The sequence below is a fragment of the Kosakonia sp. BYX6 genome, from assembly GCF_038449125.1.
Taxonomy (GTDB): domain Bacteria; phylum Pseudomonadota; class Gammaproteobacteria; order Enterobacterales; family Enterobacteriaceae; genus Kosakonia; species Kosakonia calanthes.
The window spans coordinates 2069989-2086446 of the sequence record NZ_CP151800.1; the positions used below are offsets into that span (position 1 = coordinate 2069989).

Annotated in this window: 18 protein-coding genes and 1 pseudogene; 14 read left to right on the forward strand and 5 right to left on the reverse strand. The window is 49.9% G+C overall.

The features are described from left to right. Window positions 1–41 precede the first annotated feature (41 nt). The 4 genes from tsaB to rnd all read left to right on the forward strand — a co-directional run bounded on the left by tsaB (window position 42) and on the right by rnd (window position 4454). Window positions 42–737, forward strand: a complete 696-nt coding sequence (tsaB, locus tag AAEY27_RS09760) for a tRNA (adenosine(37)-N6)-threonylcarbamoyltransferase complex dimerization subunit type 1 TsaB (protein ID WP_342324985.1) — start codon at window positions 42–44, stop codon at window positions 735–737. A 36-nt stretch (window positions 738–773) separates the two neighbouring features. Beyond that, on the forward strand, window positions 774–1361 hold the full coding sequence (locus AAEY27_RS09765) for a Slp family lipoprotein (RefSeq protein ID WP_342324987.1): 588 nt from the start codon (window positions 774–776) through the stop codon (window positions 1359–1361). 205 nt (window positions 1362–1566) lie between these two features. Continuing rightward, window positions 1567–3255 carry a long-chain-fatty-acid--CoA ligase FadD gene (gene fadD / locus AAEY27_RS09770; protein ID WP_342324989.1) on the forward strand — a complete coding sequence of 563 codons (1689 nt, stop codon included), beginning with the start codon at window positions 1567–1569 and terminating at the stop codon, window positions 3253–3255. Between the two features lie 71 nt (window positions 3256–3326). Beyond that, window positions 3327–4454, forward strand: a complete 1128-nt coding sequence (gene rnd, locus AAEY27_RS09775) for a ribonuclease D (RefSeq protein WP_342324991.1) — start codon at window positions 3327–3329, stop codon at window positions 4452–4454. Window positions 4455–4543: 89 nt separating this feature from the next. On the opposite strand, the gene minE is transcribed toward rnd, so the two are convergent. The 3 genes from minE to minC are packed head-to-tail and all read right to left on the reverse strand — an operon-like array spanning window position 4544 to window position 6341. Then, the gene (minE, locus tag AAEY27_RS09780) at window positions 4544–4810 is read right to left on the reverse strand and encodes a cell division topological specificity factor MinE (RefSeq protein WP_342324992.1); all 267 of its coding nucleotides are present in this window, start codon (window positions 4808–4810) and stop codon (window positions 4544–4546) included. Between the two features lie 3 nt (window positions 4811–4813). After that, complete coding sequence (minD, locus tag AAEY27_RS09785) at window positions 4814–5626, reverse strand: septum site-determining protein MinD (RefSeq protein ID WP_342324994.1); 813 nt, start codon at window positions 5624–5626, stop codon at window positions 4814–4816. Window positions 5627–5648: 22 nt separating this feature from the next. After that, entirely contained in the window at window positions 5649–6341 is a 693-nt protein-coding gene (minC, locus tag AAEY27_RS09790; protein ID WP_342325531.1) for a septum site-determining protein MinC, read from the reverse strand. A gap of 122 nt (window positions 6342–6463) precedes the next feature. On the opposite strand from minC, the gene AAEY27_RS09795 reads away from it, so the two are divergent. From AAEY27_RS09795 to AAEY27_RS09835, 9 genes and pseudogenes are all read left to right on the forward strand, one after another. Beyond that, on the forward strand, window positions 6464–6739 hold the full coding sequence (locus AAEY27_RS09795) for a YcgL domain-containing protein (protein WP_342324995.1): 276 nt from the start codon (window positions 6464–6466) through the stop codon (window positions 6737–6739). A 148-nt stretch (window positions 6740–6887) separates the two neighbouring features. Continuing rightward, window positions 6888–7547: a fumarylacetoacetate hydrolase family protein gene (locus AAEY27_RS09800; protein WP_342324996.1), complete on the forward strand. Its 660-nt coding sequence runs from the start codon at window positions 6888–6890 to the stop codon at window positions 7545–7547. Between the two features lie 94 nt (window positions 7548–7641). Then, window positions 7642–8088, forward strand: a complete 447-nt coding sequence (locus tag AAEY27_RS09805) for a YcgN family cysteine cluster protein (protein WP_342324997.1) — start codon at window positions 7642–7644, stop codon at window positions 8086–8088. A gap of 120 nt (window positions 8089–8208) precedes the next feature. Next, window positions 8209–10402: pseudogene (locus AAEY27_RS09810) on the forward strand (host specificity factor TipJ family phage tail protein); the annotation flags it as partial. Window positions 10403–10607: 205 nt separating this feature from the next. Next, window positions 10608–11390, forward strand: a complete 783-nt coding sequence (locus tag AAEY27_RS09815) for a hypothetical protein (protein WP_342324999.1) — start codon at window positions 10608–10610, stop codon at window positions 11388–11390. After that, on the forward strand, window positions 11387–11677 hold the full coding sequence (locus AAEY27_RS09820; protein ID WP_342325001.1) for a hypothetical protein: 291 nt from the start codon (window positions 11387–11389) through the stop codon (window positions 11675–11677). The genes AAEY27_RS09815 and AAEY27_RS09820 overlap by 4 nt, the downstream gene beginning before the upstream one ends. Window positions 11678–12061: 384 nt before the next feature. Beyond that, the gene (locus AAEY27_RS09825) at window positions 12062–12418 is read left to right on the forward strand and encodes a hypothetical protein (protein ID WP_342325003.1); all 357 of its coding nucleotides are present in this window, start codon (window positions 12062–12064) and stop codon (window positions 12416–12418) included. Between the two features lie 63 nt (window positions 12419–12481). Beyond that, window positions 12482–13570, forward strand: a complete 1089-nt coding sequence (locus AAEY27_RS09830) for an acyltransferase family protein (protein WP_342325005.1) — start codon at window positions 12482–12484, stop codon at window positions 13568–13570. A gap of 139 nt (window positions 13571–13709) precedes the next feature. Continuing rightward, on the forward strand, window positions 13710–13868 hold the full coding sequence (locus AAEY27_RS09835; RefSeq protein ID WP_342325007.1) for a hypothetical protein: 159 nt from the start codon (window positions 13710–13712) through the stop codon (window positions 13866–13868). 233 nt (window positions 13869–14101) lie between these two features. On the opposite strand, the gene AAEY27_RS09840 is transcribed toward AAEY27_RS09835, so the two are convergent. Both AAEY27_RS09840 and dsbB read right to left on the reverse strand, forming a co-directional pair. Next, window positions 14102–14542: a cupin domain-containing protein gene (locus tag AAEY27_RS09840; RefSeq protein WP_342325008.1), complete on the reverse strand. Its 441-nt coding sequence runs from the start codon at window positions 14540–14542 to the stop codon at window positions 14102–14104. 290 nt (window positions 14543–14832) lie between these two features. Beyond that, window positions 14833–15363 (reverse strand): disulfide bond formation protein DsbB, encoded by a 531-nt coding sequence (gene dsbB / locus AAEY27_RS09845; protein WP_342325009.1) that lies wholly within the window; start codon window positions 15361–15363, stop codon window positions 14833–14835. Between the two features lie 346 nt (window positions 15364–15709). On the opposite strand from dsbB, the gene fadR reads away from it, so the two are divergent. After that, window positions 15710–16429, forward strand: a complete 720-nt coding sequence (gene fadR / locus AAEY27_RS09850) for a fatty acid metabolism transcriptional regulator FadR (RefSeq protein WP_342325010.1) — start codon at window positions 15710–15712, stop codon at window positions 16427–16429. Window positions 16430–16458: the final 29 nt, after the last annotated feature.

Here is a 16458-nt window from a genome sequence, read left to right on the forward strand (position 1 = left end):
TAAGATGCGCGCCATTTTGTTGAAAGTGGACTGCTATACCCATGCGAATTCTGGCTATTGATACCGCCACAGAAGCCTGTTCTGTTGCCCTGTGGAATGATGGTACGACCTTCGCTCACTTCGAACTTTGCCCCCGCGAACACACGCAACGCATCCTGCCTTTGGTCAGGGATGCGCTTGGCGATGCTGAACTAAAATTACAACAATTGGATGCACTTGCCTTTGGGCGTGGCCCTGGGAGTTTCACCGGGGTGCGCATTGGCATTGGCATTGCGCAAGGTCTGGCGCTCGGTGCTGAATTGCCGATGATCGGCATTTCGACGCTCGCCACGATGGCGCAAGGCGCATGGCGTAAAACTGGCGCAACCCGTGTGCTGGCGGCAATTGATGCCCGCATGGGGGAAGTTTATTGGGCCGAGTATCAGCGCGATGCCGACGGCGTCTGGCACGGTGAAGAGACGGAAGCGGTGCTCAAACCGGAAGCGGTGAGTGAACGTTTGCAGCAGCTTGATGGCGGTTGGGCGACGGTGGGTACTGGCTGGCCTGCATGGCCGGATATGGCTGCCAATAGTCCTGTGACCTTGACCGATGGTGAGATTTTGCTGCCGACGGCGGAAGATATGCTGCCCATCGCTCGCCAGTTGTTTGCCGCGAATAAAACCGTCGCCGTTGAGCATGCCGAGCCGGTTTATTTGCGTAACGAAGTGGCGTGGAAGAAACTTCCTGGCCGGGAATGAATCTCAGTACTACCAACTGAGTTAAGGAGTCGCATCATGGCGAATCAAAAAGGGGTAATGCGCTGGTTGCTGGCAGGGCTGGCAACGGCGGTGTTGAGTGGTTGTGTTTCTGTGCCTGACGCGATTAAAGGAACCAGTGCCACTCCGCAAGAAGATCTTGTGCGAGTGATGAATGCGCCGTCGCTGTATGTAGGCCAGGAAGGGCGCTTCGGCGGGAAAGTTGTCGATATCCAGAATCAGCAGGGGAAAACCCGGCTGGAAATTGCCTCAATGCGCCTTGATAGTGGCGCCCGGCCTATCCTGGGCGAACCTTCCGTTGGGCGGATCTACGCCGAAGTAAACGGCTTCCTCGACCCGGTCGATTTTCGCAACCAGTTAGTGACGGTCGTCGGCCCGATTACCGGTACTGCCGAAGGCAAAGTCGGTAATGCGCCTTACAAATTCATGGTGATGCGGGTCGACGGTTACAAACGCTGGCGCTTGACTCAGCAGGTGATGATGCCACCGCAACCTATTGACCCGTGGTTCTGGGGCGCAGGGCCGCATCCGTGGCGCGCAGGCTACGGCGGATGGGGCTGGTACCCTCCTGAGCCTGCCCGCGTCGAGACGGTCGTTACCGAGTAATTTCTTGTTTTGCCAAGAAAAAGAGACAGCGGCCTGGCCGCTGTTTTTGTATTGATTGATTTATAAGAAAAATAATTAGTGATGTGCTTCGCAACCTTCATACCGGTTAATTAATAAACTGGTACGCTGAGTTAATATTATGTTAATGACTTGTTTATTATCTGGGGTTGCGATGACACAAAATACGTATTTTAGAGGTGATTCATTGAAGAAGGTTTGGTTAAACCGTTATCCCTCCGATGTGCCTGCGGAGATCAATCCCGACCGTTATCAATCCCTGGTTGAACTGTTTGAGAATTCCACGGCGCGTTATGCTGACCAGCCCGCATTTATCAATATGGGCGAGGTGATGACGTTTCGTAAGCTGGAAGAGCGTAGCCGGGCATTCGCCGCTTATCTCCAGCAAGGTTTAGGGTTACAGAAGGGCGACCGGGTCGCCTTAATGATGCCAAACCTGCTGCAATATCCTGTCGCGTTATTTGGCATTCTGCGCGCGGGCATGACTGTGGTGAATGTGAACCCGCTTTATACCCCGCGTGAACTGGAACATCAGCTTAACGACAGCGGTGCGGCGGCGATTGTTATCGTCTCTAACTTTGCCCATACGCTGGAAAAAATTGTCGATAAAACCCAGGTGCGCCACGTCATTCTGACGCGCATGGGCGATCAGCTTTCCACGGCGAAAGGCACGCTGGTGAATTTCGTCGTCAAGTACGTTAAACGCCTGGTACCGAAATACCATCTGCCGGATGCCATCTCGTTTCGCCGTGCGCTGCATAACGGCTACCGCATGCAGTATGTGAAACCGGAAGTGGTTGCGGATGATTTAGCCTTCCTGCAATACACCGGCGGGACGACCGGCGTGGCGAAAGGCGCGATGCTGACTCACCGCAATATGCTGGCGAACCTCGAGCAGGTAAATGCCACTTACGGCGGGCCATTGTTACATCGTGGCAAAGAGCTGGTGGTAACCGCGTTGCCGCTGTACCACATTTTCGCGCTGACGATGAACTGCCTGCTGTTTATCGAATTGGGCGGACAAAACCTGCTGATCACCAACCCGCGCGATATTCCCGGTCTGGTCAAAGAACTGAGCAAATACCCGTTCACCGCGATGACCGGGGTGAACACGCTGTTCAACGCCTTGTTGAACAATGAAGAGTTCCACAAACTCGACTTCTCCTCGATGCACCTTTCCGCTGGTGGCGGTATGCCGGTGCAACAGGCGGTCGCCGAGCGTTGGATGAAGCTGACCGGTAAATATCTGCTGGAAGGTTATGGCCTGACAGAGTGTTCGCCGCTGGTGAGCGTTAACCCGTACGATATTGATTACCACACGGGCAGCATCGGCCTGCCGGTGCCGTCGACAGAAGCCAAACTGGTCGATGACGACAATAACGAAGTGCCGCCGGGCCAGCCGGGCGAGTTGTGCGTGAAAGGGCCGCAGGTGATGCTCGGTTATTGGCAACGCCCGGACGCAACGGATGAGATCCTGCGCGACGGCTGGTTGCATACCGGCGATATCGCGGTGATGGACGATGAAGGTTTTCTGCGCATCGTCGACCGTAAGAAAGACATGATCCTGGTCTCCGGTTTCAACGTCTATCCGAACGAAATCGAAGATGTGGTGATGCAACACGAAGGTGTTAAAGAAGTGGCTGCTGTCGGCGTACCGTCAGAAAGCAGCGGCGAAGCAGTAAAACTCTTTGTCGTGAAAAAAGAGGCGTCACTGAGTGAGGCTGCGCTGATCGCTTTTTGTCGCCGACAACTCACCGGATACAAGGTGCCGAAGCAAGTTGAATTTCGCGATGAGCTGCCAAAATCGAACGTAGGTAAGATTTTGCGGCGAGAATTGCGTGACGAAGCGCGTGGCAAAGTGGACAATACCGCCTGAGCTATGCGTTAGTCTCCCGAACGCCGGTCAATCCGGCGTTTTTTATGGGCGCAAACTGAAGAGAAGATGATTTGAATTACCAGATGATAACGACGAACGACGCGCTGGCGGCTCTGTGTGAGGCCGCCAGTGCGTTTCCAGCCATTGCCCTGGATACCGAATTTGTCCGTACCCGCACTTACTATCCGCAACTGGGGCTGATCCAGCTGTACGACGGCGAACGTGTGGCGCTGATCGATCCGCTGACCATCACCGACTGGACGCCGTTTCGCGATTTGCTTACCAACACCCGCGTGACCAAGTACCTCCACGCGGGAAGCGAAGATCTGGAGGTTTTCCTCAATGCCTTTGGCGTACAGCCGCAGCCAATGATTGACACGCAGATCCTCGCCGCGTTTTGCGGTCGCCCGCTGTCATGGGGTTTCGCATCGATGGTGGAAGAGTTCACCGGGCTTGTGATCGATAAGAGTGAATCCCGTACCGACTGGCTGGCGCGCCCGCTCACCGAGCGCCAGTGCGATTATGCTGCCGCAGACGTCTGGTATCTGTTGCCTATCGCCGGTAAGTTGATGGCGGAAACGGAGCAGGCAGGAAGGTTGGATGCCGCGCTGGATGAGTGCCGTTTGATGATGCAGCGTCGCCAGGAAGTGCTGGCGCCCGAAGACGCGTGGCGTGAAATCACCAACGCCTGGCAATTACGCACACGTCAGCTTGCCTGCTTGCAGCTCCTCGCCGACTGGCGTTTGCGCAAAGCTCGCGAACGTGACCTGGCGGTCAACTTTGTGGTGCGCGAAGAGAACCTGTGGGCGGTGGCGCGTTACATGCCGGGCAGCATGGGCGAACTGGATAGTATTGGGCTTTCCGGCAGCGAAATCCGCTTTCATGGCAAAACCCTGCTGGCGTTAGTTGCGCAAGCGCAGGCGCTCCCGGATGAAGCATTGCCTGAACCCTTGCTCAACCTGATGGATATGCCGGGTTATCGCAAAGCGTTTAAAGCCATTAAAGCGCTGGTGCAGAGTATTAGCGAAAGCAAAAGTATTAGCGCGGAGCTGCTGGCCTCCCGTCGCCAGATAAATCAGTTATTAAACTGGCACTGGAAATTGAAACCGCAAAATACAGCACCGGAATTAATTAGCGGCTGGCGCGGAGAAGTGATGGCCGATCAGCTAAATGCGTTGCTAGCGGAATATCCGCGATAAAGACTGTAAATAATTACAGTATATTTGCGATGAAAAACAAAAAAGGCAGAAAATATTCTGCCTTTTTTAATTCCCATAAATAGCGGAATTTATTTCGTTTCTTCTGCTTCTGGCAAAGTAACGTTAAGTTCCAGAATGGAAATATCGTCCCCTTTTTGTTCCAGTTGCACCGACACCATTTCCGGATCAATCTGCACGTATTTGCAAATCACTTCCAGAATATCCCGCTTTAACTGCGGTAAATAATGCGGTTCAGCGTCACTGCGACGACGTTCTGCAACAATAATTTGCAGGCGCTCTTTAGCGATGCTGGCAGTGTTCTTTTTTCTGGAGAGAAAAAAGTCGAGTAATGCCATAACTTATCCTCCGAACAGGCGTTTGAGGAAACCTTTCTTCTCTTCTTCAATGAAGCGGAAAGGACGTTCTTCTCCCAGCAGACGGTCAACGGCATCGGCATAAGCTTTGCCGGCGTCAGCATCGGTATCCAGAATAACCGGTTCACCCTGGTTTGACGCGCGCAACACGGATTGATCTTCCGGAATCACGCCAACCAGTTTGATGCGCAGGATTTCCAGCACATCTTCCATACTCAGCATGTCACCACGGCTAACGCGGCCTGGGTTGTAGCGCGTCAGCAGCAGGTGCTCTTTAATCGGCTCATCACCGTTTTCCGCACGACGTGACTTGGAAGCCAGAATGCCGAGGATGCGGTCAGAGTCACGCACGGACGACACTTCCGGGTTGGTGGTGATAATGGCTTCGTCAGCGAAGTAGAGCGCCATCAGCGCGCCTGTTTCGATGCCAGCCGGGGAGTCACAGACGATAAAATCGAAGTCCATCTTTTTCAGATCTTCGAGCACTTTATCGACACCTTCACGGGTGAGGGCGTCTTTATCGCGCGTCTGCGATGCCGGGAGAATGTAGAGATTTTCAGTACGTTTATCTTTGATCAACGCCTGGTTCAAGGTGGCGTCGCCCTGGATGACGTTAACGAAATCGTAAACTACGCGGCGCTCACAACCCATGATCAGGTCAAGGTTACGCAGACCAATATCGAAGTCGATAACGACCGTCTTCTTGCCCTTTTGGGCTAAACCAGTAGCGATGGCCGCGCTGGAGGTGGTCTTGCCAACGCCCCCTTTACCCGAAGTAACAACAATAATGCGTGCCATAGGAGTTCCTTGTTAAAAGGGCTTAATTTAAGGGTTGAACTGTCAAAGCGTTACCTGCCAATTGCAGGCGCGCCGCTTTGCCATAAAATTCGGCTGGGATTTGGTCGCTCAGCCAGTATTCCCCCGCAATGGAGACCAGCTCCGGCGTGAGATGTGTGCAAAATATTTGTGCGTCTTTATCACCGCTTGCGCCTGCCAGTGCCCGGCCGCGCATCATGCCGTAAACGTGGATGTTGCCATCGGCAATTAATTCCGCGCCTGCGCTAACATGACTGGTAACAATGAGATCACAGTTTGGTGCATAAATGCGTTGACCGGAACGAACCGGGGCATCAATCAACCGTGTTTTTGTGACCGGGGTAGCAACTGACACAGGTTCAGAAGCCGCAGCTTTGCGCGGCGCTTTCTCTTTGCCTTCAGTCAATAAGGGAAACCCGGCGCGTTCGATTTCCGCTTTCAGTTCAAGGTTCTTACAACCGCTGATACCGACAACGCGCAAGCCGGTTGCGGCAATGCTCTGCTGAAGCCGGGGCCAGTTGACCGGGCCTTCCAGCGCGGAGACATTCACAACAACGGGAGCATGCTGCAGAAATGCAGGAGCCTGAGCGATTTTGTCTTCTAACGCCTGACGAATAACCTCGGGTTTTGCATCATGCAAATGAACCACGGATAAGGTAAAACTACTGCCTTTTAGCTCGATGGGCGTATTTGACATCCTGACCTTACTCATTTTGCTATAAACACCCGAAAACGGGGTGATATTCTGAAGACTATCAGGCATGTTATAGTCACTATTATATTCAGGCAAGTAACCACCCGCTAATTCCGAGTAAAAGTATGTTTTGTGTGATCTATCGAAGTACCCGACGTGAGCAGACTTATCTGTATGTCGAAAAAAGAGACGATTTCTCCCGCGTGCCGGAAACATTAATGCAGAGTTTCGGCCAGCCGCAGTTGGCAATGTTATTGCTACTCGACGGAAGCAAGAAATTGGCAGGCGCGGATCTGGATAAAGTAAAAGAATCCCTCACCTCGCAGGGTTATTATTTACAGCTCCCTCCGCCCGCAGAAAATTTATTGAAACAACACCTTGCCGCGAGTGGCAAAGAATAAACGAGCATATTGACAACGGCGGAATTTCCCGCCGTTTTCTTTTTTCTGCCTCCATCAACGCTCGTCACATTTTGACATTTGACAAACCGCCGGGTGGCGCGGATAGTCATTTTTCGCTCATGTTCAATGTGTTACCGGAGGGGCAATAATGTATCAACATCATAACTGGCAGGGCGCTCTGCTGGATTTCCCGGTGAGTAAAGTGGTTTGCGTTGGCAGCAACTATGCAAAACATATTAAAGAAATGGGGAGCGCTACCCCGGAAGAACCGGTGTTGTTTATCAAACCCGAAACCGCGCTTTGCGATATCCGCCAACCGCTGGCACTGCCGCAGGAATTTGGTTCGGTCCATCATGAAGTGGAACTGGCGGTACTGATTGGCGCGACGCTGCGCCAGGCCACCGAAGAACATGTCCGTAAAGCGATCGCCGGTTATGGCGTGGCGCTGGATCTCACCTTGCGCGATCTGCAAAGCAAAATGAAGAAAGCGGGGCAGCCGTGGGAGAAAGCGAAAGGGTTCGATAACTCTTGCCCGGTTTCAGGTTTTATCCCGGCGGCGGAATTCACCAGCGATCCGCAAAATACGTCGCTCGGCCTGAAAATCAACGGTGACGTTCGCCAGCAGGGCACTACCGCTGACATGATCCATAAAATTGTGCCGCTGATTGCCTATATGAGCCGTTTCTTCACCCTGAAAGCTGGGGATGTGATTCTGACCGGGACACCGGACGGTGTCGGCCCGCTGAACAGCGGTGATGAACTGGACGTTAGCTTTAACGGCCTTTCATTGACTACCCGCGTACTTTGACACAGTTTGCCGCCTTTTATTGGGCGGCAAAACTTGCATCCGCATGCCAGACTGGTTATAAGGTGCACCCTGGATTCAAATGGCGGATTTCATCATGAGCGACACTCCTTTCTGGCAAAGCAAAACTCTCGACCAAATGACGGACGCGGAGTGGGAGTCGCTGTGTGACGGCTGCGGGCAATGCTGTCTGCATAAGTTAATGGATGAAGACAGTGACGAAATCTATTTCACCAATGTCGCCTGTCGCCAGTTGAACATCAAAACCTGTCAGTGCCGTAACTACGAACACCGCTTCGAGTATGAGCCGGACTGCATCAAGCTCACCCGCGAAAATTTACCCACCTTTGAATGGCTGCCGCCAAGCTGCGCTTACCGCTTGCTGGCGGAAGGTAAAGCGTTGCCGATTTGGCACCCGTTACGCACCGGATCAAAAGCGGCAATGCACGCCGAACGCATTTCTGTACGTCATATTGCGGTAAAAGAATCGGAAGTGAGCGATTGGCAAGACCATATCCTCAACAAACCCGAATGGGCGGATTGAGATGTTGAATTGAAAGGATTTTTGCCTTACTGATTTTGTGCTTGGGGCATCAGTGGGGCAAAACCTCCAAAGTTAACGTTCAAGATTTCCATTTGATTGCTGTTATTATCGGCCAGCCAGGTTTTTTCGTCCCTTGCACCGAAGCCGGCTATTTCAAACACTGGCGGGGAGAGTGTCGATTCGCCGAATAACTCCCTCACAGGCCAGACCAACACGGCGCGCGTGTATAAAGCGAAGCCCGACATTTACGGGCAGGTCCGCTCTTTCCCTGACCTGATTCAGGAATCCCTCTTTGAATATGTGCACCAGACCGACAGTGACGGCGGCCTGAAATATGTTACCGAATGGATGTGTTTCGGCGTCGGCCAGTACGATTACGAATCAGTTCGCTATTCCGAATCAAGCCTCGGGTCGATGGCTGGTGCTGGATATCAGGTCTATCAACCAGGCACGGTTATCCCAACCATTAATGAGGGATATGGATTTGACGACGTAGACGGGCAGGAAGTGCCGGGGCCGAATGAAAGTGATAGCTTTCCAATAGAAACCGCAACAGCCAATACAGTTGTCAGCGGGAGCTATGCTGGTGGCCAGATTGCAGTGAAAATCGTCAAGCAGGATGCTTTCGATTATTTCATGGGTCTCGTTCTACCACATTCGGTCACGTTTACGATCAACGTCACTTATAACACAACATCCGGGAGCGTCACGCAGGATGTCGTGTTTTCCGGTTCGCTGATTTCAGCCGTTCAGACTGACGATGGCTCAGTGACAAACCCGGTCAGATGGTACACCTTCACGATGAATAATCTGAATGGCCCTTCTGACGTCCCGGCAAACGCAACAATCAATACGACAAAATTTATCCTGAATGACAATCAGGCGCTGATCGTTGGTCCGTTTTTCTCGCCCGTTGAATCGACACAACTGTGGGTTCATACCCAGTCTTCTCTTGGCGGAAGAAATGATACTGCCTGGAATGTAGTGATCTGGAAAATTGACGACGATTACAATCAGGTTCCGGGGATACAGCAAACATTCAGCTACCACCAGAGCACGCCGCATAAATCAACCAGCGAAGTTTTTTACCGGACCGACAGGATCATACCATCCGGTGGTTTTGGTAAATATGCCATCAGCTTTCAGCGGACGAATAACTCCGCTGACGCTTCGATTCTAAAGATCGAATAAATCCATGCAGTCAATATCAGGACGAATGTCGTTCACCCGACCGACACACTGGTGCGGGTGCGAGCGACAGAGAACGCGCCGGGAAGCCGTGAGCGTAAATATAATGCGCTGGTGACTCGCCGAACGATCACATACAGCCTCAACCCCCAGACCGTTGATTACACACTGCGCGCGTCACGCTCGTTTGCTGATGCTGTGGCTCATGAGTGGCTGATTATCGGCGAGCAGCCTGTAAGTAGCATTGACCTTTAAGGGCTCTACTCCATTGCTGAAAGCTTACCTGACGAACGCCTCGGTTTCTTCGACTACACGTTTGGCGATGAGAACGACTCACTCGGTGACCGCGTGCAGGCGATCTGCTATGCGGCGTCGGTGGTGGCGTACTGGGACGATAGTGTTCTGACGTTCACCCGTAGACTATCCGGCGGCGGTATTTAACCGGGCAAACATGAAGACGGACGAGTACAAGATCACGTACGAAGCCACGCTTCCCGGCGGTTATGACGGCGTGCAGGTGTCTTATGTTCACCCGACTACCAACAACAAAACGTACATCAACTATCGTATGCTGAACGGCGTCATCGTCGAGCAGGAGGCAGAGAATCCTAACAAGATAGAGATCGTCGGGTTCCGCAACGAGTATCAGGCGCGGGAGCGCGCGCTGCGGGAAACCAGACGCCTGATTTACTCCCGTGTGAAGATGAACGCTAAGGTTTTCGAAGACGGGATCATTCAGGTGGGCAGCGTCATCCAGATGCCGGATATTTATGACAGCAATCAGCAGCAGGGTTATATAACCGGCCGCTCCGGTAATGACTTTGATACCAGCGAGACGATCACATTTACCGGTTCCATGTATGTTCTGGTGACCGATAACTTGGGAAACCCAACGCTTCGCTATCCGGCAACAGCGCGCAGCGATACGAAATACGGCGTCACTGCGGAAGTGCCTGACATCCAGCTCAACATATGGGACGGAGACACGCAGCTACCTTCGCGTTATCTCATCGCGACGGTGGAAGAACTGGATAGCCAGCTATGGACGGTCAACAGCATCAAACCCAACACAGATAACACAGTCTCCCTCACCGTCGCCGAATACAGCGATCTGATTTATCCATAACGACTTCTTTCTTATCAACCCAACCCGGCCAATGTGCCGGGTTTTTTTATGGAAAAAATATGGCTACCACACCAACTAATCTGCCAGTACCGAGTGAAAGCTCGCGCGGCCTGAAATTCAATGCCGGGAAATAGACGAATTCGTAACCTCGCTGGCGCATCAGTACATTGACCGCTTTGGAAATGCTTATTACACAATTGAAGGGTTGAAGCCCCTTATTTTGCAGGCCATTTATGACTATGGCTGGCAGCCTGTCGGGACATTTCAGGACGGAGTCACACTGAATAATCCCAACAGCCTGATTCAGGATGAAACCGACGGGGTCTGGTATCGCTGGGATGATGCATCCACATTACCGAAAGTGGTGGCGCCTGGCTCAACTCCTGCGGGAACAGGCGGCATCGGGGTGGGAGCATGGCAGGCGGTCGATATCAGCGATGTTCTGCGTAAAGACCTGGCTGAGCCGGACGGTTTCAAGCTCATCGGGCAGGTTCCGGATATTGCAACGCTGCGCACTATGGCTGGTGAGAATGGCAAAGCTGTTCTGGTAACTGAATATCGATCCGGCTGTGGTTTTGGTGGCGGGCAGTTGTTCTGGGATTCATCAAGTACCGATGCGGATAACGGCATTACCATTTTTGCTGTGACAGGCGTAACAACCGGGCGCTGGAAACGTAAGTATAAAGGTTTCATTGACGCACACTGGGCTGGTCTGCCGCTTAATAGCGCGACTGACGATTGCTATGCGCAAATGCAGGCTATTGAGCAGTTGATGTTCAATGAGCATGTGTCGTGCTATTTCCACAACGGCACTTACAACATCATCAGCCAGAATATGCCATGGAAAAATCCAGATGTTCCCCCCTCTGATTACAAAAATTACGGCGGAGCTTCTATTATCTGTGATGGTCCAGGGGTAATTTTTAAAACAACATCATCATCAGGTGCTGATGTTTTTAATATAATGGTGTCTCTAATTTTGGTATGAATGGATTTCCTACCATCACAGCATCCCTGACAGCAACATCTGATGCCGGATCAAACGGCCTTTCATTGACATATGGTGGTAAAAATATTTATGCAGAAATTGAATGTACTGATTTGCCTTTTACAGTGAAATCAGATCATCTCGATGGTGGTAAGGCTGTAACAATACAACCAAATTTAACCGGACTTAGCATCGATAATATAAAAATTAACTGTAGGCGCGCTAAAAACGTATCTTACGGATTCGGTGCAGATATTAATATGGATTGGTTGCTGTCAAAAAAATGACATCCATAGATGTGTTCATTGATGTTGATACAGCATATAGAGGTATTTCCATCGGAGGGACAACCCCATCCACAAACAGTAAATTTTATGCAGGGTTAAGGGTTCGTGGGTTAAGTAAAACTGCCAGCAGCACGTTGTTCTCGTAAGAGGATGGGGTGTTGATGTTAATATGCATGCAATTAATACATTAGCTAAGTCCACTCTGCCAGCTTATGCACCTTACGATACAGCGATACGCATTCTACAAATGCTTGGATGTAAAAACAGTAAAGTGGTTATAAATGGGATATACAGGATATTGACACATTATATGCTGTTGGTGGTACCACATATTCAGCCAGCATTGCTGGTAATACGAGTGGTTGCGACATAGACCTTTCTGTAATGTACGACTCAACGTCAAATGTATTTGACGTTATCAACAGTAATGGGAACACGATAGCTAACTGCACAGTTAAACTGAACAACTCCGTTGGGACGGTAAATAATACGGCAATAGTTTCAGGAAATTCTTCTCTTACAATAAATGGTGTTAGCGTCTTACCAAAAGTAGTTTCTGTTGGTGGTGCTGACGTAACGGATACATCAGGAGCAACTGTAGCAGGTTTCACTGCTACTGGTTATCTCAAGTCAGGAGCAATCAACTCAACATCCGCACTTGGTACATACAAAGGGAAATCACCTGTATATGCGGCTGATGGAGCAACTGTTCTTGGGTGGACTCCATACTACAACAGTTAGGTTTTGACGCCAGTACGGTATACATCTAATATCGCCACAAATCACTTATCAGGGTATACCGGTTTGAACATCAGACAACTTGACATGCTGCGAGGGATTGCAGCGCTTCTTGTAACGCTTTTTCATATGAAGCCATTCATAGAGTACATTTCTCCTGGTAACTCCCACTTTTTTAATGGTGGAAGTTACCTTGGCGTGTCTGTATTCTTCATTCTGTCCGGGTTCGTTATCGGTATTGCCACATCCAGAGATACTGACTTTGTCTCATTCTTGATCAAGCGTGTTTTCAGGGTTTACATTCCTGCTGTTGTGGCAACGATTCTGTACCTGCTGGCGTCTGGGAAGGATATAAAAATCAGCAGTGTATTAATTCTATTTCCGGATGGTGGGACTGCTCCTTACTACGGTTATGGACCATTTTTCATCACCTGGACTCTGGTCTACGAATTACTTTTTTATGTTGTTTTTGCATTTTCAATGATGTTCTCTCCGGCAAAAAGATTAAATGTTGCTGCGGGAATTATCATTTTTAATGTCACTGTTTTGCAATTTTTAATAAATGGTTCATTAACTTTAACGCCTGGGTTTTCTAATTCTGTCAATAACAGCCGTTCTGTGGTTTGGTCATTTCTGACAAACCCTATAAATTTATTGTTTATAATAGGGATGTTTTACTTTAAATATTTTGAATGTCTTAAGATGGTTGTATCTAAAGTAAGAAAGGGAACTCTTGCTTTTTACATTTTGATAGGTTCGTCTTTATCATTTTCTGGTTATTTCTTTATGTCGGGGCACGGAATATTACAAATGGGGGCGTTTTCTACCGTGCTGTTTGGTTGTTTCTTGCTAGTTCATTTCATGCAAGATGAGGAGGATAGTCCTTCATATATAGAAAGAGCTCTAATGTGGCTCGGGGGAATATCTTACTCACTGTATCTATGTCACTACATAGCAATAAATTTGCGAGTTTATTATTTTGAATGGCTGAATCTTAAAAATGTTCATTATCACTTTGTGGTGATACTTGCATGTGTATTTGTTATCAGCATTATCTTTTATTATGTTGTTGACAAGCCTGTTCATATCGCTGGAAAAAAAATGGCTTCACTAATAATAAATTACAGAGCTAAAAAAGCATTGATTTCGAGATGATGATTATTATAGATGCTGTTCTCAGCAAAGTTCCATCAAGAAAGGCGCGCTGCTCGTCCTGGATATGTCGGCCACGCCGGTCGAAGGATCGATAGTGATGTGTCATATGGATGAGAGAATCAGAATGTTGAGGCTGCGTTTGTATCCTCGACCTGGGCTTGAGGAACTGGATCGCCCGGAGGTCAGTTATGCGATGACGCATGACGATTATGAAGGAAGGCTGGTTTTTAAAGGCGTGATCACGTACATCATCAACGACGCGAGAAGCGGCGAGTCCGATGATAATCCGGTGATGTGATAAATGGGACATGCATGGGGCAAAAAATTAGCGCAAAACAACTCAAAACCTATGAAGATGTCGATTCGCTTTGCGCTAATGCATTGCTTTTAACCTGCTTCCTTTTTACTTCAACACACTGTCAAATTTAATTACCGCCTGTCCTCAACAAACCGAATGGGCGGATTGAAGTACCTTATATGATACTGATGAGCTGTGGAGACCATTCAATACCGATCTCCACAGCATCACGATCATTTTGCGGGTTGCGAGAGTGGAAGCCCTTTTTTCCCGGCATAAAAGACCACAAGGGTTGCTCCCTCGTCCCCCGTATACCCGCGATGAACAGTACCCACTGTTTCGGGTAGCGCTTCTCCTGCTTTAAAAATACGTTTTTCGCCACCAGATTTTTTTTCCACCGTCAGAACACCGCTGAGCATATAAGCCGCATTCGGGGCTGGATGTGTATGCCAGTCGAGATGCGTTTGTGGTGCAACAGTAATTTTGAGAACAGTAAGCTGCGGCGTACCTTCCGGATAGGTCTTGTAAACAGACCCGTCCCATGCTTTTTCCGTCTCCAGCAGTTTTTCAACCTTTACACCCGCATTGGAAGCACTCTCTGCTTGAGTGATGTCAGGGCTAAGGAGAAAAACAAGAGGGAGAGTAAGTGAGAACGTACTCATCGACAGACGCATACAGACTCCTCTTGCATAATCAGGAAATGAATCGCTGGCATGACTTGCACAGAGGGCTACTAAAGGCGAATTGATAGAGCAATCATGCCGTTAGACGAAGATATTTGTCGTGTATTTGGTGTGAAGCAGTGTGAGCAAAAAATTGCGCAGCCACCAGTCGGGAAGATTACGCCAGGAACTGGCGTTAGCACTTAGCAGAAAATGTCAGAATGGTTACCACTTCTAATCAATTTCGATGAGTGATGAGCATCGGCATAATTAAATGAAAACGCTCCCGAAGGAGCGTTCTCTTAACGACCAAACAGGTCGCGTTTTTTCGGTTTAAACGGCTGGGCAATCAGCACCAGTAGAGCAACAACCAGGTAAGCCATGAAAATCCCTAACAGCCATTGCGGCATTTCTAATGTCAGAAATTCCCACTGACGCTCTGCGCAATCGCCGGAAGCGACAAATACCTGCGGCAGCCATTTATCCAGCGGTAGCCACGTAGGAAAACGTGCGGCAAAGTCGCAGGTCAAAAAAGGTGAGGGGTGCAGTTGAATCATGGTATGTTCCCACGCCAGCTGAATACCGCGCCATGCGCTGTAAATCCAGATAGCAAGGGCAACAAAACGAAGTGGCGTTTTCGGTGCAATAGCACCAACAATTCCAGCGCCCATGACGCCAAACAGCGCGCTGCGTTCATAAATACATAATACGCAGGGTTTCAGCAGCATGACATGCTGGAACCACAGCGCGACCATCTCAAGTGCAAACGCCGTCAGTGCCATCAGAAGCCAGGCACCGCGCCCGTGTGAGCACTTGTTTAAATATCGCAACATAATCATTTCCCTGGAAGATGCGTAGACAAAGCAGTGTAAACGAAATCAATGCCGAGGCCACTAGCGCACTGCAAAATAATGCGTAATTGAATGTTTAGCATGCGAAAAGTAAAACCAAATTGGGGGGTATTGCATTTTCATTCGTAAATATTATCTGACTGAATATTACGTGTTGCACCTGACAGCCATTTCGAATGAAAGATCATAATGCGCTAATGATTAGCCTGGCTAATTCGTCAAAATGAAACACCGATCCCCTTTTTTCTTCCTGCCCGACGCTATCTGACCCGCATTCGCTCTGGTATGATGAGTGTCCTTTGCTTAGCAGTGTAATGGAAATCTCTCTATGGTCATTAAGGCGCAGAGCCCGGCGGGTTTCGCGGAAGAGTACATCATTGAAAGTATCTGGAATAGTCGCTTCCCTCCGGGCTCGATTCTTCCTGCTGAACGCGAACTCTCTGAACTGATTGGCGTCACACGTACCACATTACGTGAGGTTTTGCAGCGTCTTGCCCGCGATGGCTGGCTGACGATTCAGCACGGCAAGCCCACGAAAGTGAACAATTTCTGGGAAACTTCAGGCCTGAATATCCTGGAAACGCTGGCGCGGTTGGATCATGAAAGCGTTCCGCAATTGATCGATAACTTGTTATCCGTTCGCACCAATATTTCAACCATCTTTATTCGCACCGCGTTTCGTCAGCATCCTGATGATGCATTAAAGGTACTGGCCAGTGCGCGCGAAGTGGAAGATCACGCTGACGCATTTGCCGATCTCGATTACAACATTTTCCGTGGTCTGGCATTTGCTTCCGGCAACCCGATCTACGGCCTGATCCTCAACGGAATGAAAGGGCTGTATACCCGAATCGGTCGCCATTACTTCTCCAGCCCCGAAGCGCGTAGCCTGGCGCTGGGCTTTTACCATCGCCTGGCGGAAGTGTGCGAACATGCGCAGCACGACCAGGTTTACGAACTGGTCCGTCGCTACGGTCACGACAGTGGTGAGATTTGGCACCGCATGCAGAAAACGATGCCTGGTGATTTGGCGCTCCAAAGTCGATAAGCAAATAACCCCTCTACGAACAGAGGGGT